The sequence below is a fragment of the Collinsella aerofaciens genome, from assembly GCF_039062315.1.
Taxonomy (GTDB): Bacteria; Actinomycetota; Coriobacteriia; order Coriobacteriales; family Coriobacteriaceae; genus Collinsella; species Collinsella aerofaciens_BG.
In genome coordinates this window covers 12,534-37,286 of the sequence record NZ_JBCJBG010000001.1, presented here as the reverse complement: position 1 = coordinate 37,286, position 24,753 = coordinate 12,534, and the positions used below count along the sequence as shown (strand labels likewise).

Genomic DNA, 24,753 nt, shown 5'->3' with positions numbered 1-24,753 from the left:
TCGTCTGTTTGACGTTGGGCCTCCCGCGGGGCGTTGCCGTGCGGGAGGCTTTTTGGGTCCGGGACTCGTTGCCGGGCTTTTGGCCTGCTGTGTTTGGCTGATGAAAGGGGTAATCGAGATGGCATCTGCTGTGAAGCGTGATGGTCGCGCCGTGGTGACTACATGCGGGGGATGCTATGCCGATTGCGCCTTTGCGGCACGCGTTGAGGACGGTCGCGTGGTGGCCGAGTTGCCGGTGCCGGGGCACCCGTGCGCGGCGCGTGCCCTGTGCGCCCGCGGGCGGCATCGCCTGGACATGCCGTTTGACGAGCGCGACCGGATTTTGCATCCCATGCGCCGCCGAGCTGATGGCTCGGGGTTTGATGCGATTTCCTGGGATGAGGCGTTTGCCCAGATTGCCGAGCGCCTTTTGGGGATTGTTGACGAGCGCGGGCCTCGTGCGCTGGGCATGACACTCGGCGTGCCCTCGTTCGACCGCTACTGGGCCTATCGTTTTATGCATGCGCTGGGCTCGCCCAACGTGTACGGTGCCGACGGTGCCTGCGAGGTAAGCCGACTTACCGGTTGGGAGCACAGCCTGGGCTATAGTCCCGCCTCCGACCTTGCGCATACCGACTGCATCATGTACCTGGGGCGTTCCTTGGTGGATTCGTCGTCGATGGGGTCGGTCGATGCGCTCAACGACGCGCGCCGGCGTGGGGCGAAAATCATCGTGGTTGACCCTCGGCGCAGCGGTTCGGCTGCTATTGCCGATCGCTGGCTCCGCGTGCGTCCCGGATGCGATCTGGCGTTGCTGCTGGGTATCGCACACGTGTTGATTGCCGAGGGTCTGTACGATCACGAGTTCGTTGCCCGCTATACCACGGGCTTTGATGAGCTGGCGCAGGCGGCCAGTGCTTGGATGCCCGAGTGGGCTGAGTCGATGTCCGACGTGCCGGCCGAAGAGATTGTCGCCACGGCGCGCGATCTGGCTGCCGCCGCGCCTGCCGCCGTGGTGGATGAGGGCTTTCATGGCGGCATCGGTATCGCGTATGCCAACAGTACGCAGACGGCGCGCGCTATCTGTTTGGTCGATGTGCTGCTGGGCTGCATCGGACATGCGGGCGGTGCCCTCAACCCGCCCACACCGCTTGCGTTGGGCGATTTGGACCCTGCGCGTTTCGCGACGCCGTCGATGCCACGTGAGCCCAAGTTGGGGTCCGAACGCTATCCGCTCGTCGACCCCGAGCGCGGTCTGTGCACGACCATCGGCCAGTCGATTCTTGCCGGCGATTTGCGTGGGCTCATCGTCTATGCCAGTAACCCCGGTGCGGGCTATGGCAATGCGCAGGCTTGGTTGGGTATTTTGCAGCAGCTCGACTTGCTCGTGACGATTGATATTCGCTGGTCCGAGACGGCGCGTGCTTCTGACTTCGTGCTGCCCGATGTGACGTATCTGGAGGTCGACCGCGGCGTGGGAACGGTGGCGGGCGCCAACGATGCGCGCGTGTTCTACCGCAACGCCGTGCTGCCCGTGCAGCATGACGGCACACGTCCCGGTCGGGAGATTTTTGCCGGTCTGGCGCAGGCGTGTGGCGTGGGCGAGTATTTCCAGTTTACGTCTGACGATCTGGCGGCTGCCCAGGTGGCGCCTTTTGGGATCGATCTGGACGAGCTCAAGGAACGCGGCTGGGCCGACACGGGTGTTGCGTTGCCGTCGCGTACGGGCGAGCCGGCGATTCCCTTGGATGGCGGCAAAATTGCGCTGGCAAGCGACGTATGGGAACGAGCCGGCCTGGGCCGCGTTCCCGGTTGGGTCGCGCCCATGGTGGAGCCCGGCCTGGGGATGTTTCGCCTCATTAGCGGTAACCGGCCCTTTGAGTCGCATACCTCGCGCAGGCTTGCGGCGGCCGGTGCCGCCGAGGCGGGGTCGGACTTGGACGCCGTGCAGATGAATGCCGATGCTGCTGCGCACATGGGCATCGCCGACGGCGAGGTCGTCGAACTCGTGAGCGAAATGGGCCGCGACCGCGTGCGCGTGGAGACGACGCCGTATCTGCATCCGGCGTGCATCTTTACGTCGGCTGCTCCCGGTGGTCGTTCGTTTGGCGCCGGCGCGGATGGCGCCCAAGCCTTGGGCGTGGGCCCGCTCGACCATACACCGTTGCGTTGGGACCCGTTGACGGGCGCCGCGCTCACTCAGGAAAACGCCGTTCGCGTGGAAAAGATCGCGGCGCGCGAGGATAATAGCGATTGATTGACTCAGCCGATCGAATTGGCTGATAGTTTGACGTTCGAACGATTGATTCACCTTTGGTTTTGAAAGGCCGCACATGAGCGATAGCCAGAACATGTCCGATGAGGTACGCGCCCGCCTTCGCGCTATTCCTTCCGTCAACGAGCTGCTTGCCGAGTGGCCGGTGGTGAAGGCGGCGGGGGAGACCTGCGACGCGGTGGTCCATGCTGCCGTGACGGCCGAGCTCGACGAGGAGCGCGCTGCGATTCGTGCCGGTGCCGCCCCGCGTTCCAAGCGCGACCTGGCCTCGGCCATCGAGTGGCGTGCGCATCGCTCTGCGCTGCCGAGCCTGCGCCCAGCAGTTAATGCCACGGGTGTGGTCATCCATACCAACTTGGGCCGCGCCCCGCTCGCGGAGTCGGTCGCCAAGGCCGTGGCCGAGGTTGCGCGCGGGTACAGCACGCTCGAGTACAGTGTGGACACTTGTTCGCGCGGGTCGCGCAAGGAACATGTGGCGCAACTGATCCGCTCGCTTACCGGTGCCGAGGACGCGCTGGTCGTTAACAACAACGCCGCCGCGGTGCTGCTGGTGCTGGCGACCCATGCCGCAGGCAAAGAGGTCATCGTCAGCCGCGGCGAGCTTGTCGAGATCGGCGGCAGCTTCCGCATCCCCGATGTCATGGCGGCTTCGGGCGCCAAACTCGTCGAGGTCGGCGCCACCAACCGCACGCACCTGGGCGACTACGAGCGCGCCATCACGCCCGAAACGGCCATGATCCTTAAGGTCCATCCTTCCAACTATCGCATCGAGGGTTTTCACGAGGAAGTGAGCTCAAGGGAGCTCGCCGCCCTGGCCCACAAGCATGGTCTGCTGTTCTACGAGGACCAGGGTTCGGGCGCGCTGTTGCCCGATGACATCCTGGTGCGCGGCGGCGAGGAGCCTACGCCGGCTTCGGTTGCGGCGGGGCTCGATCTGGTGTCGTGCTCGGGCGATAAACTGCTCGGTGCCGCACAAGCGGGCATTATCATGGGCCGTCGCAATCTGGTCCAGGCCTGTGGGTCACATCCGCTTATGCGCGCCCTGCGTCCGGGCAAGCTCGCGCTGACGGCGCTCGAGGCCACGCTGCGTATCTACATGGACGGCGCCGATGTTGCCCATCGCGATATTCCGGTGCTCAGCATGCTTACGCTGCCGCAGGCCCATTTGGAGCGACGTGCCCGCAAGCTGCGCGATCGTATGGTCGCCGGGCTCGATAAGGCTGGCTACCCGTGTGCCGTTCAGGTGGAGATCGTCGAGGAATCGTCGACCCCTGGTGGCGGCTCGCTGCCTACCGTGGAGCTGCCCACCATGTGCGTTGCCGTGCGCCTCGTCGATGAGCGTCTTTCCGTTGACGCACTCAAGCGCTCGCTCGTCCAAGATTTCGACACGCCGGTCGTCACGCGCGCCTCGCACGATCGCGTCCTGTTTGACGTGCGCACACTCGTGGGTGACCGCGATATCGAGACGGCGGCATCGACGCTCGCCGCGTGCGTTGAGAAGGCGATTGCTCGATGAGTGAGGTTCAGGCGTTGGTGGAGTGTCCCGTTATCGTTGGCACGGCGGGCCACGTCGACCACGGTAAGTCGGCACTGATCGAGGCACTGACCGGCAAGAATCCCGATCGCCTTGAGGTCGAGCGTCGTCGCGGCATGACGGTGGAGCTTGGCTTTGGCGAGCTGGCGCTGCCGAGCGGCAAGATCGTCGGCCTGGTCGACGTGCCGGGCCACGCGCATTACCTGCGCGCCATGGTGCAGGGTGCCACGGGCATTGATGTTGCCGTGTTGGTGGTCTCTGCCGTCGAGGGCGTGATGCCGCAGACCCGCGAGCACGTGCATGTGCTGGAGCTGCTGGGCGTTACGCATATGGTGGTCGCGCTGACGATGTGCGACCTTGCCGATGCCGAGATGACCGAGCTTGCCGAGCTCGATGTCGATGACTTTTTGTCGGGTACCGTGTTTGCGGGCGCGCCGATTGTGCCCGTGTCGTCTAAGACGGGCGAGGGGATCGACGGGCTGCTTGCGGTGCTCGACGAGCAGGTAAGTGCCTGCTGGGATGCCTGCCGCGACCGTGCCGAGCGCACCGATGCCGCGCCGCGCCTGCCGATTGACCGCTGCTTTACGATTAAGGGCGTCGGCACTGTCGTAACGGGAACGCTGCACGATGCGCCGGTTGCGGTGGGCGACGAGCTAATGGCTTTGCCGTCGCGTACGGTCTGTCGCGTGCGCGGGATTCAGGTGCATGGCGATACGCCGCGCGCGCTGCCTGGTCAGCGTGTGGCGCTCAACCTAGTTGGTGACGGTGTCGCGGCGCTTGACCGTGGCGAGATGCTGGGCGTGGCGGACCGCTTTGGCCAGACGTTGCGCTTTATGATGACGTTCACCTACCTGGGCCGCGAGGGCACCAAGCCGCGCGTGCTCGAGTCGGGCGCGCGTGTGCATGTGTTGGCCGGCACGGCCGAGGTCGTCGGCCGCATCATGCTTTTGGAGGGCGAGGCCCCCATGGCGGTGGGCGAGACCCGTACCGTGCAGGTGCGCCTGGAGGACCCGTTGCCGCTGTGTGCCGGAGACCATGCCGTGGTGCTGTCGTATTCGCCCGTTATGCTTATTGGCGGCGGGCGCGTGCTGCTTTCGCGCTGCCGTCGCTCGCGCGAGCTTTCTGCCGGCGAGCGCGCACTGTTTGCGGCGCTTGAGTCCGGCGATACCGCGGGCGGTGTGGGCGCTTGGCTGGCGCTGCAGATGCTGCCGGTTACGGCGGCTGATGTTGCCGCGGCGCTCGATCTTGTTCCCGGTGAGGCTGAGGCGGCGTTGCGCGATTTGGTGGCGAAGGGCGCTGCTTGCGCGCTTGCTGGCTCGGATGGTTCGCTGTATGCAGATGCTTCCGTGCTCGACGCTGCGATGGATGCACTGGCGGCGACCCTGTCAGCCATGCACGCGGCGGCTCCCAAGGAGACGGGCTTTACGCCCGGCGCCGTTGCCCATGCTGCGTGGCCTGCCGCTGATGAAGGCGTTGCCGCGGCTCTGATTGCCGAGGGCTGTTCGCGTGGCGTGTGCGCCGCCGAGGGCGCTGAGGTATTCGATCCGCATTCGGCCGCCGCGGCGGCACGCGTGGTGCGAGAGGCTTGCGAACGTATCGTTGCCTTGCTGGACGAAGCTGGCCTCGATGCACCGACGTTGCCCGAGGTGGGCGAGCAGCTGCAGCTCGATCGCGACACCATGACGCGTGCCCTGCGCGAGCTTTCGCTCAACCGCTCGATCGTGAAGGTCGAGCGCGATGTTGCCCTGTCCGCTGCCGCCGAGGCCCATGCGCGCGAACTCGTTGCCGCCGCCATTGAGGCGGCCGGCGGCGCTGCCACCACGAGCGTGCTGCGCGAGGCCCTGGGCGTGTCGCGCAAACGCGCCATCAGCATCTTGGAGCACCTGGATGCCGTGCGCTTTACGGTGCTCGACAAGAATGCCGGCGGCCTGCGCTCCCTGCGCTAGATTGGTTTCTCGGTTTGGTAAAATACCGCCGCACTTGGGAACGGATGGGCTCCGGTGGGCTCCGCGGTCCTCAAAACCGTTGCGAGGCGTGCAAAACGTCTTGGATGTGTTCGATTCACATACGTTCCCGCCATACGCTACCAGCGCTTTTGTGCTCGCGGTCTTGCTGCGTGCCGCAAAGGCGCTGTTTTGTTTTTGCACGAGCTTTTCGTAGCGCCGCTATTTCGGCGGCTGTATTTAGCTTCGTGCACCGGGTTTCGAGCATGCCGATGGAGGTGTTTTGCCGTATGACTACCGTAAGACGCGCCGATCTTTCTTGTGTCGTCCAAGCGGGCGGTCTGTCCTCGCGCATGGGCTGCGATAAGGCGCGCATGGCGTTTTGCGGCGAGCCGCTCATCGAACGCGTGCTGGGTCGGCTGGCGCCAGTTGCCGGCGAGTTGGTCGTGACGACTTCGCGTCCCAGCGAGCTTGCCTACCTTAGGGAGCGCGCGTTTGGCGGCCTGGTGCCGCGAATAGTGTCGGACCTTGAGGGGCCGGCGGGCGCCATGCGCGGCATCGCGAGCTCGTTGACCGCGGCCCGATTGCCGCTCGTGGCGATTGTCGCCTGCGATATGCCGTTTGTCTCGCCGGAACTCATCGGCGTGCTTGCCGATCATGTTGAGGCCGAGGCGCTCGATGTGTGCGTGCCGCGCGAGGAGCGGGGGATTGAGCCGCTTTGCGCCGTCTGGCGCCGTGACGCGTGTGCGCCGGTTGCCCAAGAGCTGCTCGCCGGTGACCGTCAGCGAATCCGCTGCCTGATCGACCGGGTGAACGCCGGGTATTTGGACGAGCCTCAGATTGTCGCGGTCGCCGGCTCGACGCTCTGCTTCGAAAACGTCAATACGCCCGAGGAGTTTGCGGCGGCCGAGTTACTCGCCTAGACGATTGGAGTTGCCATGTCTCACGATATTTGTCCCGACACGGGAGAACCTTGCACTTGCGACGGGTCCGAGCCTTGCACCTGCGGCTGTGGCGGCTGTGGACATACGGCCGAGGAAGAGGCAGCGGCGGCTGCGTATCGCGAGTCACACCGCGAGGCCTCGTTCGGCGATGCCCCCGATCGCGAACGCAAAATCATCGTTTCGTTCGACAGCACCTTCGATGTGATGGAATGCGAACAGCTGTGTATTGCCGCCGGCGTGCCCGGGCGCATCATGCCGCTGCCCGGCTCCATTACCGCAGGTTGCGGCCTGTGCTGGGCCATGCCGTTCTCGGGCGATGCACTCGCCGCCTTCCGCGCTGCCACCGAAGGCCGCATAACCCCCGCCGACTACCATCAGCTCGTCCTCTAACCACCAACATCACCACAAAGGTGCCTGTCCCCAATGTGGTGGCTTGGAACACGTGGACGAAACAGGTTTGAAACACGGGTTTTGCATGTCAGGCACTCAAAAACGCCTCTACCTGCATCGTAATCAAAACGAAACATCTGCTCGTCGGCTTATGCGAAACTTTCCCGCAACAGTGCGATATTATCCATACACGATAAAGCTCGCGGCGCATGGGGTGCCGCGACCGACACTTTTCGTTTCCCATCATTGGAGGAAGCATGAGCTACACGCAGAAAGTTCTCGAAGAGCTCAAGGCCCGCTATCCCGAGCAGCCTGAGTTCATCCAGGCCGCGACCGAGATCCTCGGCACCATCCAGCCGGCGCTCGACGCCCACCCCGAGTACGAGGAGGCCGCCCTGCTGGAGCGCCTCGTCGAGCCCGAGCGTATCGTCATGTTCCGTGTCCCCTGGGTCGACGACCAGGGCAAGGTCCAGGTCAACCGCGGTTACCGCGTCGAGTTCAACTCTGCCATTGGACCCTACAAGGGCGGCCTGCGCTTTAACCCGACGGTCACCCTGGGCATGCTCAAGTTCCTGGGCCTGGAGCAGATCCTCAAGAACAGCCTGACCACCCTTCCCATGGGCGGCGGCAAGGGCGGTTCCGACTTTGACCCCAAGGGCAAGTCCAACAACGAGATCATGCACTTCTGCCAGTCCTTCATGACCGAGCTCTATCGCCACATCGGCCCCAACACCGACGTTCCCGCCGGCGACCTGGGCGTTGGCGGCCGCGAGGTTGCCTACCTGTTCGGTCAGTACAAGCGCCTGACCAACGAGTGGACCGGCGTCCTCACTGGCAAGGGCCTCTCCTTTGGCGGTTCGCTCGCCCGTACCGAGGCCACCGGTTACGGTCTGGTCTACTTTGTGGACGAGTACCTCAAGAGCCGCGGCGACTCCTTCGAGGGCAAGAACGTCGTCGTTCACGGCTCCGGTAACGTCGCCATCTACGCGGTCCAGAAGGTCTCCCAGCTCGGCGGCAAGGTGCTGGCCTGCTCCGACACCCATGGCTGGGTCGAGGATCCCGACGGCATCGACTACACTGTGCTCGAGCATGTCTACAACAAGAAGCGCTCCGGCCACGACAAGGGCGTCACGCTCGCCATGTACGTTGACGAGAAGCCCAACGCCGTGTGGCACGAGGGCGACGGCCGCGGCGTGTGGCAGCTGCCCTGCGACATCGCGCTGCCCTGCGCTCGCGAGAACACGCTGCTGCTCGAGGACGCCCAGGCGCTCGTCGCCAACGGCTGCAAGGTGGTCGGCGAGGGCGCGAACATGCCCACGACCATCGAGGCCACGACCTACTTCCAGGAGAACGGCGTCGCCTTCATGCCCGGTAAGGCTGCTAACGCCGGCGGCGTGCTCGTGTCCGGCCTGGAGATGAGCCAGAACGCCGAGCACCTGTCCTGGACCTTCGAGGAGGTCGACGGCAAGCTCGAGCAGCTCATGCGCGGCATGTTCCACAACGTGGACGACACCGCCAAGGAGTATGGCCAGGAGGGCAACTTTGTCATGGGCGCCAACATCGCCGGCTTCCTGAAGGTTGCCGACGCCATGCTCGCCCAGGGCGTCTGCTAAATCTTCGCTCGATATAGCATCGCAGAAGGCTTCCAGTCATCTTGGCTGGGAGCCTTTTTTGATCCGCATGCGACGGAGGAAAACGGTTCATTTTGTCCCGACACGAGCTATGCCCCCTCGTTTGGTACACTTAAAGGTACTGGACAAGTGAAGAGATGGGGGAGAACGTGCTCAAGTTCGGTACCTACGTCCGTGTTGGAAACGCGGCCGAAGCCTATGAGCTCTTACAGAAGAACCGCAACAACAAGATTGTGGGCGGCGGCATCTGGATGCGCCTGGGTTCGCGTCGTGTGGCGACGGCGATTGACCTTTCGGCCTGCGGACTCGATCAGATCGAGGAGACCGAGACCGAGTTTCGCATCGGTGCCATGTGTACCCTGCGCCAGCTCGAGCGTCATGCCGGGCTCAACGCGCTTGTCAACAATGTCTTTGAGTTTGCCGTCCACGATATCGTGGGCGTGCAGCTGCGCAATACCGCCACGGTTGGCGGAAGCATCTACGGCCGCTTTGGCTTCTCGGACGTTCTCTCCGCCTTTCTCGCGCTCGATTCCTATGTTGAGCTGACGGGCGCCGGCCGCGTGCCGCTCGCCGAGTTCGTGGACATGGGCTACGTGCGCGACGTGATCGAGCACGTCGTGGTCGTTAAGCACGACTACCGCGCGAGCTATGAGGCCGTGCGCAAGGCCGCGACCGACTTCCCCTCGCTCAACGTCACCGCTGCCTGGTGGGACAACACCTGGCATGTCACCGTGGGCGCCCGTCCGCTGCGCGCGACCCTGCTGCAGGGCGAGGCGTGCGGCCTGGTGAACGAGCAGCCTTCCGAGGACGAGCTTCGCGCCCTTGCCGCATCCGTGCGTGCCCTGAGCTACGGCACCAACCTGTGGGGCTCGGCCGAGTACCGCCGTCGCATCTCGGCGCCGCTTGCCGTGCAGGCTGTGCGCCGCGCCGCCGGCATCGAGCTTTCGGCCGCGCTTGCCCGCGAGCTCGAGACCGTGCAGATCCCTAAGTTCGCCACGGACGAGTATTCCTGCCGCCGCGTGCCCGGCGTCGATTCTAGCGAGGTGCGCTAATGGCTGCCAAACTCATCGATCTTTCCTTTACGCTCAACGGCCGCAAGGTCAAGGTTCAGATTGCCCCCGACACCATGCTCTTTGCGCTGCTGCGCGAGCAGGGCTGCGCGTCGGTGCGCTGCGCCTGCGAGACCACCAACTGCGGCCTGTGTACGGTGTGGCTCGACGGCGACCCGGTGCTGAGCTGCTCAGTTCCCGCCGCCCGTGTTGAGGGACATACCGTCACCACGCTCGAGGGCCTCAAGGTCGAGTCCGAGGCGCTTGCCCGCGCCATGGCTGCCGAAGGTGCCGAGCAGTGCGGTTTTTGCGCCCCCGGTCTTATCATGAACGTGCTGGCGCTTGCCCGCGCCGCCAAGGAGGACCCGAGCCTCGTCGCCACGCGCGAGGAGCTGTCGCGCCAGCTCGCCGGCAACCTCTGCCGCTGCAGCGGCTACGAGAGCCAGCTGCGCGCCATCGTCCGCTTCCTCAACGAATCGGGCGTACAGGTGGGCTTTGAGATGCCCGAGCTGCCGGTCAACGATACCAGCTGCGATGGCGTCACCTACAAGCAGATCACCCACAAGCAGCCCAAGAAGGATTCGAAGGCCCTGCTCGAGGGCCGTCCCGTCTACACGGGCGATATGGTGCCCGCCGGCGCGCTCATCGTCAAACTCAAGCGCAGCCCCTATGCCCGCGCCAAGATCCGCTCCATCGACACCTCGCGCGCCCTGAAGGTGCCGGGCGTCGTGGGCGTCTACACCTACGAGGACGTGCCCAAGCGCCGCTTTACCATCGCCGGTCAGAGCTATCCGCAGCCGAGTCCCTACGACCGCCTGATCCTCGAGAACCTCGTGCGCTACCAAAACGAGGAGGTGGCGATTGTCGCCGCCGAAACCGAGGAAGCCGCCGACAAGGCGCTTAAGCTCATCAAGGTTGACTATGAGGTGCTCGAGCCGCTGCTCGACTTTACCCAGGCACTCGATAACGACATCGTGGTCCACCCCGAGGGCGACGTGACCTTTATGTTCCCGCAGGGCGGCGATGTTTCGCGCAACCTGGTGTGCAGCGGCACGAGCGACTTTGGTGACTTGGACGAGGCCTTCGCCCAGAGCGACATCGTCTTTGAGCGCACCTACACCAGCCAGGCCACGCAGACCGCGCCCATGGAAACCTTCCGCGCCTTCGCGACGACCGACGCGTTCGGCCGCATCTCGGTGACCACCTCCACGCAGGTGCCCTTCCATGTGCGCCGCATGGTCGCGCAGTCGCTCGACATTCCGCAGTCGCAGGTGCAGGTCATCAAGCCGCGCATCGGCGGCGGCTTTGGCTCCAAGCAGACGGGCTGCTGCGAGATTTTCGTGGCGTTCGTGACCCAGCAGACTGGCCGTCCGAGCTATTGCTGCTACACCCGCGAGGAGACCATCACTGCGGGCAACTCGCGCCACCAGATGCAGATGACCGTCAAGCTGGGCGCCATGAACGACGGCACCATCACGGCCATCGATCTTCACACGCTGTCTAACGCCGGCGCGTACGGCGAGCACGCCACCACGACGATCGGCCTTTCGGGCCACAAGAGCCTGCCCATCTACAACCATGTGAAGGCGAGCCGCTTTAGCTGGGACGCCGTCTACACCAACACCAACCGCGGCGGCGCGTATCGCGGCTACGGTGCCACCCAGGGCCAGTTTGCCGTGGAGAGCGCCGTCAACGAGCTCGCCGACATGCTGCACATGGACCCCGCCGACCTGCGCCTTAAGAACATCGTGCGCGAGGGCGAGATCATGCCGCAGTACTACAACGAGAAGCTCAACGCCTGCGCGCTCGACCGCTGCCTGCTGCGCGCGATGGACATGATCGGTTGGCGCGACAAGCCGCTGGCCGTCGACCTGGGCGACCGCGTGCGCGCCCTCGGCTGCGCGCTCACCATGCAGGGCTCGGGCATCTCCAACGTGGATATCGCCGGCATCGACATGCGCTTGGAAGAGGACGGCTTCATTACCATCGGTACCGGCGCCACCGATAACGGCATGGGCGTCGACACGATCCTGGCGCAGATTGCCGCCGAGGAGCTGGGCGTGGAGAGCTCGCTTATCGTGGTGCGCGGCGTGGACACCGATGTGTCGCCGTTTGACGCCGGCTCGTACGCGAGCTCGGGTACGTACGTGACGGGCCTTGCCGCCAAGAACGCCGCGACCGAGCTGCGCGAGAAGATTTGCGCCAAGGCCGCCCAGATGTGGGACGTGGACGCCGTCGACGTGGTCTTTGATGGCCAGTACGTGCGCCTGTCCGACGAGCGTGCCGCGCGCGAGCAGAACCGCTACCTCACGCTGCGCGACTTTGCCAACCTGTGCGTCAAGAACATCGCGGGCGGCGACGCGCTCACCTCGCATGCCTCTGCCTGCCTGCCCGTTTCGCCTCCGCCGTTTATGGCCGGCATTGCCGAGGTCGAGGTCGACAAGGCCACCGGCAAGGTGACCGTGGTGGACTACGCGGCGGCCGTCGACTGCGGCACCGTGATCAATGAGGCGCTCGCGCGCGTCCAGGCCGAGGGCGGCATTGCCCAGGGTATCGGCCACGCGCTCTACGAGATCGTCGAGCACGATGAGCGCGGCCGTCTGCGCACCGGCAACTTTATGAGCTACAAGCTGCCCACGCGCCTGGATATCGGTAGCATTCGCGTGGCCTTTGAGCCGAGTTACGAGCCGACGGGCCCGTTTGGCGCCAAGTCGATCGGCGAGGTCGTCATCAACACGCCGCTCGCCGCCGTGGCCTCGGCCGTGGCGCACGCCACCGGCCATCAGGTTCGCTCGCTGCCCATCACGCCCGAGAAGGCCCTGCTGGGGGAGTAGCGGCTCGGCGAACAATTCGTAATGGGCGGGGCGGGGCAACTCGTCTCGCCTTTCGCACTCGTGGTGAGGTCGTGAGCCTGTAAAAGGTGTGCGTGCGCTTGCCGTTCGTATCTGCTATCATTCCTAGTCTGTGCGCTCATGCGGGCGTGGCGGAATTGGTAGACGCGCCAGATTTAGGTTCTGGTGGGATTCCCGTGAAGGTTCGAGTCCTTTCGCCCGCACCATCGCACTTGCGTCGGCCCTGGCCGTCGTGACACTTTGTTGCATAAAGGTACCAGCACCTCAGATAAGCTGGGCAGTATGAGGAGGAACGTGTTGAACATCACCGCTTCTGACGTCAAGGACGCCAAGCTCACCGCTACGGTCACCATCCCGGCCGCCGACGTCGACGCCGCGATCAAGAAGGCCTACAAGGACACCGCCAAGAAGTATCGCTTCCCGGGCTTCCGTGCCGGCAAGGCTCCCCGTCCGGTCATCGACTCCGCTCTTGGCGCCGAGGCTACCCTCGCTCAGGCCACCAACGACCTGATCGCCGCCAACGAGCCCGCCGTCCTCAACGAGCTGGACATCGTCCCCACCAAGAGCGGTGACTACAAGGAGCTCGACCTTGCCAAGGATCACGAGGACTACACCTACACCGTCGAGTTCTCCCTGCGTCCCGCCGCTGAGCTCTCCTCCTTCGACGCCGTCGAGATCGAGATGCCTCCCGCGGAGGTCACCGAGTCCGAGATCAACAACCAGGTCGAGATGCTCCTCAACTACCGTGCCACCTTCGAGGACGTCGAGGGCCGCGCCGTCGAGGCCGAGGACTACGTCACCGTCGACCTCAAGGCCGTCGAGAATGCCGACAACTTCGCCGCCGAGGGCCGCATGCTCATCGCCGGTAGCGACAGCAACCCCAAGGAGTTTAACGAGGCCCTGATCGGCGCTAACGTTGACGACGTCAAGTCCGTCACCTGGACCGACGAGGTCGAGGAGGGCGAGGAGGCCGAGACCCACACCGTCGAGGTCACCGTTAAGGGCATCAAGGTCCGCAACACCCCCGAGCTCACCGACGAGCTCGTCAAGTCCGACTTTGGCTTCGACAGCATCGACGCCATGCGCGACGCCATCAAGATCGAGATCGAGCAGGACAAGGCTTCCCGCCTCCCGGCCGAGAAGGAGAACCGTTGCGTCGCCGCTCTCGCCGAGCGTCTGCAGCTCGACGAGATGGACGCCGACTACGAGCAGTCCGTCTTTGAGGAGCTTGGCCAGAACTTCCTGTCCAACCTCGCTGCCCGCGGCATGACCCTGGACACCTGGCTGCCGGCTTCCGGCCTGACCATGGAGCAGTTCATCGGCGACCTGCACAAGCAGGCCAACGATGTTGCCCGTGAGTCCCTGGCTCTCGACGCCCTCGCCCGCGAGCTCAAGATTGAGGTCACCGAGGACGACGTCAACGCCGAGTTCGAGAAGGCTGGCGTCAAGGACGTCGAGGCTTCCAAGGCCGAGTTCATCGCCGATGGCCGCATGCCTGCCGTCCGCGAGTCCATCCGTCGCTCCAAGGCCGTCGACCACCTGGTCGAGAACGCCAAGGTGACCGAGGTCGACGAGACCGCCAAGGACGCCGAGTAATTCTCGCCACCTTGCCCGCGAGCGCATGCGTGCGCCCGTGATGGGGTAAAGTTATACACCGGTTATCCGGTAGCTTCGTACGGTGCCAGCCAATGCATAGCATGCGGGCACCGTACGTTTATCTAGAACCAATTTGGTCCGCAAGAGAGAAATGGAGATGCGTATGATCGCTAAGTTCGATTCCGCCCTCGTGCCATACGTTATCGAGCAGACGCCGCGCGGCGAGCGCAGCTACGATATCTATTCGCGCCTGCTCAACGACCGCATCATCTTCTTGGGCGAGGAGATCAACTCCGTCAGCGCCAACCTGGTCGTTGCCCAGCTGCTGCATCTTGAGAGCCAGGATGCCGAGAAGGATATCTCGCTCTACATCAATTCGCCCGGTGGCGAGGTCTACTCCGGCCTGGCGATTCTGGACACCATGAACTTCATTAAGCCGCAGGTCTCCACCATTTGCGTCGGTATGGCCGCGTCCATGGCTGCCGTGCTGCTTTCGGCCGGCGCTAAGGGCAAGCGCTTCTGCCTGCCGCACTCCAAGGTCATGATTCACCAGCCCAGCGGCGGTGCCCAGGGTCAGCAGACCGAGATCGAGATTGTGGCCGAGGAGATCAAGAAGACCCGTCGCGAGCTCAACCAGATCCTGTCCGACGCCTCGGGTCAGCCCATCGAGAAGGTCCAGGCCGACACCGAGCGCGACAATTACCTGACCGCTGCCGAGGCCCTCGACTACGGTCTGATCGACCGTATCGTCACCTCGCGCGATCTCGCCGCGAAGGACGCCTAGGATGGCAGGTAACATGCAGGACAACTTTGACGAGAACGGCAACCCCATCCGCTGCTCCTTCTGCGGAAAAGAGCAGGGCCAGGTCCGTCGCCTCGTAAAGGGCCCGACCAACATCTTTATCTGCGACGAGTGCGTTGCCGCCTGCTCCGAGATTTTGGAGGAGTCGCTGGCTTCGGACTTTATGGACGCTGCCCGCAACGGCAAGCTGCCGGGCTTCCTCAACGACCACGGCCAGGCTGCATCTCAGCCCGCCGTGGACCCCGAGACCGAGGGCTTTGAGCTCGAGGACGACCGTCAGGTCATCACGCACGTGCCGACGCCGCACGAGATCTATGACGAGCTTTCGGCCTATGTTATGGGTCAGGAGGACGCCAAGCGCGCCATGTCGGTGGCCGTGTACAACCACTATCGCCGCGTGATCGAGGGCGGCGCCGCGGTATCTGCCTTTGACGACGGCACGGGCTCGCAGTTCGATGACGATATGGACGAGGTGGAACTCGCCAAGTCCAACATCTTGCTGCTCGGTCCCACCGGTACCGGTAAGACCCTGCTCGCCCAGACGCTCGCGCGCATTCTCGAGGTGCCGTTTGCCATTGCCGACGCCACCGCGCTCACCGAGGCCGGCTATGTGGGCGAGGACGTGGAGAACATCCTGCTCAAGCTCATCAATGCTGCCGATGGCGACATTGAGCGCGCTCAGGTGGGCATTATCTACGTGGACGAGATCGATAAGATCGCCCGAAAGGCCGAGAACCTCTCCATCACCCGCGATGTTTCGGGCGAGGGCGTTCAGCAGGCGCTGCTTAAGATTCTTGAGGGCACGGTGGCAAGCGTTCCGCCCACCGGCGGCCGCAAGCATCCCCAGCAGGAGCTGCTGCAGATCGATACGACGAACATCCTGTTCATCTGCGGCGGTGCCTTTGTGGGCCTGGATAAGATCATCGCCGACCGCGTGGGCAACAAGGGTGTGGGCTTCAACTCCGAGATCGCCGGCCCCACCTCGGTCGACGAGAACGACCTGCTGCGTCAGGTGCTCCCGCAGGACCTCAACGCCTTTGGCATGATCCCCGAGTTTGTGGGACGTACGCCCGTCGTCACCCAGACGCAGGCGCTTGACGAGGACGACTTGGTGTCGATTCTGACCGAGCCCAAGAACGCCGTGGTGCGCCAGTATCGTAAGATGTTCCAGCTCGAGGACGTTGAGCTTGAGTTTGAGGACGCCGCCCTGCATGAGATCGCCCGCATGGCGCTTGCCCGCAAGACCGGCGCCCGCGGCCTGCGTTCCATCTGTGAGGACGTGCTGCAGCAGACGATGTTCGACCTGCCCAGCGAGGAAGGCGTCACCAAGGTCATCGTGACCGAAGCCTCCGTAAAGGGCGAAGAACAGCCCCAGCGCATCTACGGGTAAATAGCTTGAATCCAGGCCCTGCGGCAACCACCGCGGGGCCTGCCATTTAGGGACATGCCGTTTAGGGACAGGTTTATTTTGGTCGGTTTTATATGGGCAAATGTCGTTTCCCCTGATAAAACCTACCAAAATAAACCTGTCCCTTTTCGGCAGGTATGCCTGTGCTATTCTGTGAGATTGTCAAGTTAGTACCTTCTGACTGAAGTAATCGATACCTAAGGCGTGTCCGCCTGCTTGGTTTTCGTAGATTCCGCACGAGCCGAAGAGCGCTAAATGTGCTCTTCGTGCGAGTCAGGACCTGACCGAGCGAAAACCAAGCAGGCGGACACGCCGGTGGGATAGGGAGAGATATATGGAAGAGATGCCCAAGAACTACGATCCGTCGACCAACGAGCCGGCGATCCTGCAGAAGTGGCTCGTCGGCGGCTACTACAAGCGCCGTGAGGGCGTGGGCGACTGCACCGTCACCATTCCGCCTCCCAACGTGACCGGCAAGCTCCACATGGGCCATGCCACCGACGACTCCATCCAGGACGCCATCGTCCGTATGGCCCGCATGCGCGGCAAGTCCACGCGCTGGGTGCTGGGCACCGATCACGCCGGTATCGCCACGCAGACCAAGGTCGACAAGAAGCTCAAGAGCGAGGGTATCAGCCGCCTGGAGATTGGTCGCGACAAGTTTGTTGACGCCTGCTGGGATTGGACCCACGAGTACGGCGGTATCATCGTCGAGCAGATCAAGCGCATGGGCTGCTCCGTCGACTTTGATAACGAGCGCTTCACCATGGACGAGGACTACGCCCAGGCCGTGCGTAAGGTCTTCTGCGACTGGTACCACGACGGCCTGATCTACCGCGGCAAGCGCATCGTCAACTGGTGTCCCAACTGCACCACCGCCATCTCGGACGACGAGGCCGAGTACAAGGACGAGAAGGGCCACCTGTGGCACCTGCGCTACCCGCTGACCGAGCCGGTCAACGGCCAGGATTACATCGTCGTCGCCACCACGCGCCCCGAGACCATGCTCGGCGACACGGGCGTCGCCGTCTCCCCGAAGGACCCCGAGAAGGCCGCCTTTGTGGGTAAGACCGTCAAGCTCCCCATCGTCGACCGCGAGATCCCCATCTTTGAGGATTGGCATGTCGACGCCAACTTTGGTTCCGGCTTTGTCAAGGTCACCCCGGCCCACGACCCCAACGACTACGCCATGGGTCAGGCCCACGACCTGCCTCAAATCAATATCTTCGATGAGCACGCGGTGGTCGTCGAGGGCTACGGCGAGTTCACCGGCATGACCCGCGAGGAGTGCCGCGAGGCCGTCATTAAGTGGTTTGAGGAGCATGATCTGCTCGACCACGTCGAGGACCACGACCATTCCGTCATGCACTGCTACCGTTGCGACGCCGCGCTTGAGCCGTGGCTTTCTGAGCAGTGGTTTGTCGCCGTCGACAAGCTCAAGGGGCCGGCACTCGACGCCGTCAACTCCGGCAAGGTCACCTTCCACCCCGCGCGCTGGACGCAGACCTACACCACCTGGATGGAGAACCTTAAGGACTGGTGCATCAGCCGCCAGCTGTGGTGGGGCCACCGCATCCCCGTGTTCTACTGCGAGGACTGCGGCTGGGAGGACGCCCTTACCGTTGACACCGACGTGTGCCCCAAGTGCGGCGGTCATCACGTGCATCAGGACGAGAACGTGCTGGACACCTGGTTCAGCTCTCAGCTGTGGACCTTCGCCACGCAGGGCTGGCCGCAAAAGCCGGAGCTGCTCGAGGGGCATCACCCCACGACGGCGCTCGTCACCGCGCGCGACATCATCGCGCTGTGGGTCGCCCGCATGGTCATGAGCTCGCTGTACTTCCTGGACGAGGTGCCGTTTAAGGACGTCGTCATCTACCCGACGATCCTGGCCAAAGACGGCAGCCGCATGTCCAAGTCCAAGGGCAACGGCGTTGACCCCATGGATCTCATTGGCATGTACGGCGCCGACGCCATGCGCTACAACCTGCTGACGCTCTGCACCAACAACCAGGACGTCAAGTTTGACGCGAACATCGATAAGAAGACCAAGAAGCTCATCGACAGCCCGCGCACCGAGCAGGCTAAGTCGTTTGTGACCAAGATCTGGAACGCCAGCCGCTTCCTGCTCATGAACATGGAGGGCTACACGCCCGGCGAGCCCGTTGTGGAGACGCCTGCCGATGCCTGGATGTTCAGCCGCCTGGCAAAGGCCGTGAAGATGGTCACCGAGGGCATCGAGAACTACACCTTTGGCGACATGGCCCGCGGCGTGCAGCAATTCTTCTGGAACGAGGTCTGCGACTGGTACGTCGAGGTCACCAAGGCCCGCCTGAAGGGCGAGGGCCGTCTGCAGGCGCAGCGCAATCTGATCTTTGTGCTCGACACCTCCATTCGCCTGATGCACCCGCTTATGCCGTTTGTCACCGAGGAGATCTGGGGCAACATGCCGGCGAGCGTGCTCGACCTGGACGCTGAGGGCAACGTGGACCGCGCCGAGGCGCTCATGATCGCCAAGTGGCCCGAGCCCGCCGACTACGCCAAGTACGTCGACGAGGACGCCGAGCGCGCGTTTGAGCTGTGTCGCACCGTCGTTTCCGCCGCCCGCGCCACGCGTTCGCGTTATCGCTTGAGCCCCAAGGCCGAGCTCGACGTGGTCGTGCGCGCCGGTGCCGAGGACGTCGAGAAGCTCGAGAGCCTGCGCTCCACGATTGAGCCGCTGGCCAACACCGCCTCGCTGGTCATGGGTACCGACGTCGAGAAGCCGGCTGCGAGCATTGCCGTTGTCGACAGCGGCGTCGAGGTCTTTGTGGTGCTCGAGGGCAAGGTTGACCTTTCGGCCGAGAAGGCGCGCCTGGAGAAGGAGATTGCCGCGGCTCAGAAGGAGCTCGCCGGCTGCGAGAAGACGCTCGCCAACGAGGGCTTCGTGGCCAAGGCCGCGCCCGCGGTGGTCCAGAAGAAGAGGGACCGTGCAGCTGAGCTCAAGGAGATCCTGGCGGCGCTGACTGCTCAGGTTGCTGACTTCTCGTAGGCCTAACTTGGGGGCGCGTCCCGACGCTTTGCTCTCCGCTGCGGACAGTCCTGCGCAAGACGGACAGCACATTAAGTGCTGTCCTTTGCGTGCGGAACTTGCGGCGAGCAAAGCATCGGGCCGCTCCTAGTTCGTTTACGTGGTTGTTTGCATCTGGCGTGTTAGGGCCACTGGGTTGTGGCCTTGATCTCGCTGCAAGCGGGTAAAGGCTGATATTGTCAACGCGAGGGGCTCATTCTTTTTGGTGGGCCTCTTTTTCTGTTATGGGGGACTTTGGGTTATGGCTAAGCGTTCTGGGTCGTATTCTGTGCCGTTCTCGTTTGAGTTGCTTTCGTTTGGTGAGGCTGTTGCTTTGGCTGCTGATACGGGGCGGATTTCTGGGGATGCTGGGCCTCTGCTTGAGACGGTTGTCGATATGCTCGATGAGCTAGGGCGTCCGGACGAGTACTTTGATTGCATTCAGGTTGCCGGTACCAATGGCAAGACTTCGACTACGCGTTTTACGGCTGCTATCCTTCGCGGCGAGGGGCTCAAGACCGCGCTGTATACGTCGCCGCAGCTTGTTCGCTATCCCGAGCGCATGGAGGTCGACGGGCGCGTTGTGAGCGATGAGTCGTTTGCCCGTGGCGTTTCTGCCGCTGTGGAGGCGGGGCATCGCGTGAATGCGCGCCGTGTGGCGGCGGGGGAGCGTGCCTATACCATCACGCCGTTTGATCTGCTTACGGCTGCCGCACTGGTGGTGTTTGCCGAGGCTGCGGTGGACGTTGCCGTGCTCGAGGTTGGCATGGGCGGGCGTTGGGACGCCACAAGCGCGACCGATCCCGTCGCCGTTGCCATTACGGGTATTGGGCTCGACCACACACGCATTTTGGGCGATACGCTCGAAGTCATTGCGGGGGAGAAGGCTGCGGTTATCAAACCCGGGCGCTTGGTTGTTTTGGGCGAGGGCACGCATGAGGCGAGCGTTCAGCGTGTGATGGATGCCCGTTGCCGCAAGTGCGGCGTCGTGCCACTCGTGGTGAGCCACGCCACGACTAAGGTGCCGGCGCATGTGGGCGACACGATTGAGTTTAGCTGCACCACGCCGCGTGCAATCTATACGTCGAGCATGGTCAAGCCGGCCTATCAGCCGCAGAATGCCGCGTGCGCGATTATGCTTTGCGAGGGGTATTTGGGTCGCGAACTCGATCATGACAAGCTCGATGCGTCGCTTATGGGCTGCCCCACGCCGGGCCGCTTTGATGTACTGGGAACTGATCCGCTCAAGCTGATCGACGCCTGTCATAACCCTCAGAGCTGCGAGAACTTTGTGAGCGCGCTGGACGAGATCGATCCGTGCGTGGAGAACCGCCCCACGCTGCTGTGTGCCGCGCTGGCCGATAAGGACGTGGCGGGTATCGTTGACGTTTTGGTTCCGGCGTTCCCCCGCGTAGTCGTGACCCAGACCGATTCCGACCGCGCCCTGCCGGCAGAGGAGCTCGCCTCTCTTGTGGACGTCGATAAGCTTGCGGGTGTGTACCCCAGCGTATCCGAGGCCCTCGCGGTCTTCGAGGCCGCAGGCGAGTCCTTCGTTGCCGCCGGCACCATCACCCTAGCCGGCGAAGTAGCCGGCCTGCTCCGCTAACCCATCCCCTCATCAGTTGCGGTGAAATACGGACTGTTTTACAAGCCAGAAGTCTCAAACAGGCCGTATATCACCGCAACTCAAAAGCAGTCAATTTGGGACGGGGCTTTTTTGGCTGCCCTGTGCCCCGAGTCGACTCGCTTGCCATGAAATTGGCCTATCTACTACGTTTGACCGGTTACCCTCGACCACACGGAACATTGCGAAATTAAAACCGCAGGTAGACGGCTTGCGGATTTTGCGAAAAGTCGGTTATGGTCGACCCGTGCGGGTTAAACGTAGTAGATAGGCCGTTTTTTGTGGCGACATTCATGTGATGCGGCAAAGGGGCTGTCCCTTTGCCGCATTGTCTAGTCTAGGCGGACCGAATCGTGGGGGTAGACGTTGAGAATCTCGACGCCGGACTCGGTAACCAGGGCCAGGTCCTCGATGCGGACGCCGGTGCGGCCGGGGAGGTAGATGCCTGGCTCGATAGAGAAGGTCATGCCCGGCTCTACAACTTGCTCGTTGACGAGCGAGACGTCTCCCGGCTCGTGGTCCTGCAGGCCGATCGAGTGTCCCAAGCGATGCGTAAAGTACTGCCCATAGCCCGCTTCCTCAATTACGTCGCGCGCGACGCGGTCCAGGCCGCACATGCGCACGCCCGGGGCGATGAGCGCCTCGGCGGCCTCGTTGGCGCGGCGCACGATGTCGTAGATATGTGCCGTCTCCTCGTCCGTCTCGCCCCAAAAGAACGTGCGTGTCATGTCCGAGCAGTAGTTGCGGCGACGTCCGCCAATGTCGAATAGCACCACGTCGCCTCGCTTGAGTACGGTGTCGTCGGGCTCGTGATGCGGGTCTCCAGCGTTGGCGCCAAAGCTCACGATGGGCGGAAAGCTAAAGCCCTCGCAGCCGTGATTACGGTACAGGCCGAGCATCTGGTCGGCAATTTCGCGCTCCGTTACGCCCTCGTGGACGAGCTCGATGGCGTCGGCCATCACGGCGTCGTTGGCGGCCGAGGACGCGCGCATGAGCTCCTGCTCGGTGGCATCCTTGTAGGTGCGTGCGGCGGTGACGGCAAAGTCGCCCAGGAAAAACTCGCTGGCGGCATGGCGCTCCAGAAGGGGCATCAAAAAGCCGGAGCGCATGACGGTATCGATGCCAAGCGGCTTGGTCGGATCGATCTCGCGCGCGATGGCATCGGCCACGACATCGGTATCGGTGTGGTAGGCTACGCGGGCATTGTCGTACTCGGGTAGCTGATGCAGGGCGTTGACCAAGATTACGGGCTCGTCATCGCGCGCGAGCAGCACACCGCAAAAACGCTCGAACATATCGGCATAAAAACCGGTCAGGTAATAAATCGACCACGGGTCGTTTACGAGCAGCTGTGCGCCGGGGTGCTGAGCCTCGAGCGCATCGAGCACGCGCGCCACACGCTGGTCATCGACATGTGCCATGAAACATCCTTTCGCTAGGGTGCCACCATGGTATCCCCAATGCCAGGGTAGTCAATTTGCGACGGGGTTTTAGCTGCGTCCAACATGCGGAATGATTATTTCATCCCCGTCCCAGAAAAATCATTTGAGCGAACGTTCGGGCAAAAGTAGCTAAAAGAGGCCCGTCCCAAATGGGCTGGTTTCAAAAGTATGGTGGATTACGGGGCTGGACCTGTATTACTTGACCATGAGAAGAATCGCGAAATTAAAACCGCAGGTAGACGGCTTATCAAAAATCGAAAATTGCCGGTATGGATGGGGGTCTCCGAATCAGCCCCGTAATCCAGCATAGTTTTGAAATGGCACTAAAGTGGGCACAGGCTATATACCGATTCCAAGGATAGTTGCGGTGGAATAGTTCCTGGATGTCGGGGTTTTGGCGGAAATCAGGAACTATTTCACCGCAATTGAGGAGGGGCGGGGTGGATGGCGGGGTAGTTAAAAGAGCCTCGTCCTAAATGTGCTGCTTAGGCTGGGTCGATGTCCATGCTGGCGATGAGGTCGATGCCCGTGTTGAGGAGGTTGGGGAGGACGACGTCGCCCATGCGGATGGGGGCGTTGACGACTAGGCCTCGGATGAGGGCCATGGCTTGGGCGTGGAGTTCTAGCGGGATGGCTTCGGATGTGCGCACGGGGAGCAGGGCTTCGTCGCCGCCGGAGGCGGCCACGGTCGTCGTGAGCACGCGCATGGGGCAGGTGAGCTCCTGATGTGCGAACTTATCGCCGCGCGGGCAGTTGTTGCCGGTTACGGAGCGCACTTCCACCGCGGCGCCATTGGCGACGCGCTCCACCTCTACGGTCAGAAGGCATTCGGATGGGCAGGTCGTGCAGTTGAACTGCAGCGTTTCGGTCGCATTGGTGCTCATGAGCTATGCCTCTTCAACGGGATCGACGGACAGGACAATTTCGCTAGCACCTAGGTCGAGTGCGCGCTGAATCACCTTTGGCGGCAGCGGGAAGCTCTCCATGACGCTCGGTTTAAACGGGCGGACCTTGCCTGTAAGCAGTTCCTCGTCGCCTGCCAGAATACGCACACAGGCGGCATCGACTGGCCGGCGCACGCGGAAGTTCAGCTTGGTGAGCGCCGCGGCCGTAATGCGTCCCGGCAGCGCGTATCCCGCGATGCCAGCAGGGGAGACCGTAAGCTCGCAGCCCGGAACGGCGCCCGCACCGGTCCCCAGCGCGTACGCCGCCGCAGCCGTGCCAGCCCTCTCGGACTCACTCGTCACGTTGTCGGCCAGGTCGTGCACGTGCAGCACGTTGCCGCAGGCAAAGATGCCCGGCACGCCCGTCTGCAGACTCTGATCCACCACGGCGCCGCGCGTGCGTGGGTCAAGCTCCACGCCTGCGGCAACCGAAAGCTCGTTCTCGGGAATCAAGCCCACCGAAAGCAGCAGCGTGTCGCACGGAACAATGCGCTCGGTCCCCGGAATGGGCGCCAGGCGCTCGTCTACTTGGCTCACCTCGACGGCTTCCACGTGGTCGTGCCCGATCACGCGCGTGACTGTGGTAGACAGATGCAGCGGAATGCCAAAGTCGTCCAGGCAGTTCTTCACATTGCGGCGCAGACCGTTGGCGTACGGCATGAGCTCGTACACGCCCTCGACCGAAATCCCCTCGAGCGTGCAGCGACGTGCCATGATCATCCCGATATCGCCCGAACCCAAAATGACGGCGCGCGAGCCGGGTTTGAGGTTCTCGATATTGATGTATCGCTGCGCCAGACCCGCCGTAAACACGCCGGCGGGTCGGCTGCCGGGGATTTTGATCTCGCTGCGCGTGCGCTCGCGGCAACCCATGGCAAGGACGACTGCGCGTCCGGTGAGTTGCAACATGCCGGCGCGGCTCATGAGCGTGACGGTATGGACTGTGGTGTCTTCCGTAGGCTCGCCCGAATCGATTCCAAGCACCATGCTGTCCAGGAACAGCGCAATGTCGGTTGCGTGCACGTGGTCGATAAAGCGCTGCGCGTACTCAGGACCGGTGAGTTCCTGTTTAAAGTGCGACAGGCCAAAGCCGGGGTGGATGCACTGGCGGAGGATGCCGCCCAGGTGCTGCTCGCGCTCCACGATGGCCACGCGCGCTCCGGCCTTATGCGCGGCCAGTGCGGCCGCCATGCCGGCAGGTCCGCCGCCGATAACGATCACGTCGAATGCCTGCGTTGGCACTGCCTCAACGGCATCGCTATCAATCGCGCTCGATTTGAACTCCGCCATC

Annotated in this window: 16 protein-coding genes and 2 tRNA genes; 15 read left to right on the top strand and 3 right to left on the bottom strand. The window is 63.3% G+C overall.

Annotation, left to right across the window (positions count from 1 at the left end; translation table 11 throughout):
- The first annotated feature begins 118 nt into the window (after positions 1-118).
- The 15 genes from ABCP74_RS00145 to ABCP74_RS00075 all read left to right on the top strand — a co-directional run bounded on the left by ABCP74_RS00145 (position 119) and on the right by ABCP74_RS00075 (position 21,058).
- The gene (locus ABCP74_RS00145) at positions 119-2,236 is read left to right on the top strand and encodes a molybdopterin-containing oxidoreductase family protein (protein WP_343001215.1); all 2,118 of its coding nucleotides are present in this window, start codon (positions 119-121) and stop codon (positions 2,234-2,236) included.
- A 76-nt stretch (positions 2,237-2,312) separates the two neighbouring features.
- Positions 2,313-3,770 (top strand): L-seryl-tRNA(Sec) selenium transferase, encoded by a 1,458-nt coding sequence (gene selA, locus ABCP74_RS00140; protein WP_343001214.1) that lies wholly within the window; start codon positions 2,313-2,315, stop codon positions 3,768-3,770.
- On the top strand, positions 3,767-5,734 hold the full coding sequence (gene selB / locus ABCP74_RS00135) for a selenocysteine-specific translation elongation factor (RefSeq protein ID WP_343001213.1): 1,968 nt from the start codon (positions 3,767-3,769) through the stop codon (positions 5,732-5,734). Before selA ends, selB begins: the two co-directional genes overlap by 4 nt.
- Before the next feature lie 36 nt (positions 5,735-5,770).
- Positions 5,771-5,867 (top strand) — tRNA-Sec (locus ABCP74_RS00130).
- Between the two features lie 154 nt (positions 5,868-6,021).
- A complete protein-coding gene (gene mobA, locus ABCP74_RS00125) occupies positions 6,022-6,654 on the top strand; it encodes a molybdenum cofactor guanylyltransferase (protein WP_343001212.1) in 633 nt (210 codons plus the stop codon).
- A gap of 15 nt (positions 6,655-6,669) precedes the next feature.
- A complete protein-coding gene (locus tag ABCP74_RS00120; RefSeq protein ID WP_343001211.1) occupies positions 6,670-7,065 on the top strand; it encodes a putative Se/S carrier protein in 396 nt (131 codons plus the stop codon).
- Between the two features lie 257 nt (positions 7,066-7,322).
- Positions 7,323-8,678 carry an NADP-specific glutamate dehydrogenase gene (gene gdhA, locus ABCP74_RS00115; protein ID WP_195239674.1) on the top strand — a complete coding sequence of 452 codons (1,356 nt, stop codon included), beginning with the start codon at positions 7,323-7,325 and terminating at the stop codon, positions 8,676-8,678.
- 167 nt (positions 8,679-8,845) lie between these two features.
- On the top strand, positions 8,846-9,748 hold the full coding sequence (locus ABCP74_RS00110; protein ID WP_343001210.1) for an FAD binding domain-containing protein: 903 nt from the start codon (positions 8,846-8,848) through the stop codon (positions 9,746-9,748).
- Complete coding sequence (locus ABCP74_RS00105; RefSeq protein ID WP_343001209.1) at positions 9,748-12,579, top strand: molybdopterin-dependent oxidoreductase; 2,832 nt, start codon at positions 9,748-9,750, stop codon at positions 12,577-12,579. Before ABCP74_RS00110 ends, ABCP74_RS00105 begins: the two co-directional genes overlap by 1 nt.
- A gap of 140 nt (positions 12,580-12,719) precedes the next feature.
- Positions 12,720-12,803, top strand: a tRNA-Leu gene (locus ABCP74_RS00100).
- Positions 12,804-12,891: 88 nt separating this feature from the next.
- On the top strand, positions 12,892-14,193 hold the full coding sequence (gene tig, locus ABCP74_RS00095; protein WP_343001208.1) for a trigger factor: 1,302 nt from the start codon (positions 12,892-12,894) through the stop codon (positions 14,191-14,193).
- A 163-nt stretch (positions 14,194-14,356) separates the two neighbouring features.
- Positions 14,357-14,977: an ATP-dependent Clp protease proteolytic subunit gene (locus tag ABCP74_RS00090; protein ID WP_022095182.1), complete on the top strand. Its 621-nt coding sequence runs from the start codon at positions 14,357-14,359 to the stop codon at positions 14,975-14,977.
- A gap of 1 nt (position 14,978) precedes the next feature.
- Positions 14,979-16,385 carry an ATP-dependent Clp protease ATP-binding subunit ClpX gene (clpX, locus tag ABCP74_RS00085; protein WP_343001207.1) on the top strand — a complete coding sequence of 469 codons (1,407 nt, stop codon included), beginning with the start codon at positions 14,979-14,981 and terminating at the stop codon, positions 16,383-16,385.
- A 352-nt stretch (positions 16,386-16,737) separates the two neighbouring features.
- A complete protein-coding gene (locus tag ABCP74_RS00080) occupies positions 16,738-19,434 on the top strand; it encodes a valine--tRNA ligase (RefSeq protein ID WP_343001206.1) in 2,697 nt (898 codons plus the stop codon).
- 280 nt (positions 19,435-19,714) lie between these two features.
- Positions 19,715-21,058, top strand: a complete 1,344-nt coding sequence (locus ABCP74_RS00075) for a bifunctional folylpolyglutamate synthase/dihydrofolate synthase (RefSeq protein ID WP_343001205.1) — start codon at positions 19,715-19,717, stop codon at positions 21,056-21,058.
- Between the two features lie 350 nt (positions 21,059-21,408).
- Here ABCP74_RS00075 and ABCP74_RS00070 read toward each other — a convergent pair whose 3' ends face one another.
- The 3 genes from ABCP74_RS00070 to ABCP74_RS00060 all read right to left on the bottom strand — a co-directional run bounded on the left by ABCP74_RS00070 (position 21,409) and on the right by ABCP74_RS00060 (position 24,752).
- On the bottom strand, positions 21,409-22,497 hold the full coding sequence (locus tag ABCP74_RS00070; RefSeq protein ID WP_343004399.1) for a M24 family metallopeptidase: 1,089 nt from the start codon (positions 22,495-22,497) through the stop codon (positions 21,409-21,411).
- Positions 22,498-23,003: 506 nt separating this feature from the next.
- Positions 23,004-23,402 carry a DUF1667 domain-containing protein gene (locus ABCP74_RS00065; protein ID WP_343001621.1) on the bottom strand — a complete coding sequence of 133 codons (399 nt, stop codon included), beginning with the start codon at positions 23,400-23,402 and terminating at the stop codon, positions 23,004-23,006.
- A gap of 3 nt (positions 23,403-23,405) precedes the next feature.
- The gene (locus ABCP74_RS00060) at positions 23,406-24,752 is read right to left on the bottom strand and encodes an NAD(P)/FAD-dependent oxidoreductase (RefSeq protein ID WP_343001622.1); all 1,347 of its coding nucleotides are present in this window, start codon (positions 24,750-24,752) and stop codon (positions 23,406-23,408) included.
- Between the last annotated feature and the right edge of the window lies 1 nt (position 24,753).

What these genes read in the sequence shown, in the direction of transcription:
- ABCP74_RS00145 (WP_343001215.1), top strand. Translation starts at nt 119, where the DNA reads ATGGCATCTGCTGTGAAGCGTGATGGTCGCGCCGTGGTGACTACATGC.
- selA (WP_343001214.1), top strand. Translation starts at nt 2,313, where the DNA reads ATGAGCGATAGCCAGAACATGTCCGATGAGGTACGCGCCCGCCTTCGC.
- selB (WP_343001213.1), top strand. Translation starts at nt 3,767, where the DNA reads ATGAGTGAGGTTCAGGCGTTGGTGGAGTGTCCCGTTATCGTTGGCACG.
- mobA (WP_343001212.1), top strand. Translation starts at nt 6,022, where the DNA reads ATGACTACCGTAAGACGCGCCGATCTTTCTTGTGTCGTCCAAGCGGGC.
- ABCP74_RS00120 (WP_343001211.1), top strand. Translation starts at nt 6,670, where the DNA reads ATGTCTCACGATATTTGTCCCGACACGGGAGAACCTTGCACTTGCGAC.
- gdhA (WP_195239674.1), top strand. Translation starts at nt 7,323, where the DNA reads ATGAGCTACACGCAGAAAGTTCTCGAAGAGCTCAAGGCCCGCTATCCC.
- ABCP74_RS00105 (WP_343001209.1), top strand. Translation starts at nt 9,748, where the DNA reads ATGGCTGCCAAACTCATCGATCTTTCCTTTACGCTCAACGGCCGCAAG.
- ABCP74_RS00090 (WP_022095182.1), top strand. Translation starts at nt 14,357, where the DNA reads ATGATCGCTAAGTTCGATTCCGCCCTCGTGCCATACGTTATCGAGCAG.
- clpX (WP_343001207.1), top strand. Translation starts at nt 14,979, where the DNA reads ATGGCAGGTAACATGCAGGACAACTTTGACGAGAACGGCAACCCCATC.
- ABCP74_RS00080 (WP_343001206.1), top strand. Translation starts at nt 16,738, where the DNA reads ATGGAAGAGATGCCCAAGAACTACGATCCGTCGACCAACGAGCCGGCG.
- ABCP74_RS00075 (WP_343001205.1), top strand. Translation starts at nt 19,715, where the DNA reads ATGGCTAAGCGTTCTGGGTCGTATTCTGTGCCGTTCTCGTTTGAGTTG.
- ABCP74_RS00070 (WP_343004399.1), bottom strand. Translation starts at nt 22,497, where the DNA reads ATGGCACATGTCGATGACCAGCGTGTGGCGCGCGTGCTCGATGCGCTC.
- ABCP74_RS00065 (WP_343001621.1), bottom strand. Translation starts at nt 23,402, where the DNA reads ATGAGCACCAATGCGACCGAAACGCTGCAGTTCAACTGCACGACCTGC.
- ABCP74_RS00060 (WP_343001622.1), bottom strand. Translation starts at nt 24,752, where the DNA reads ATGGCGGAGTTCAAATCGAGCGCGATTGATAGCGATGCCGTTGAGGCA.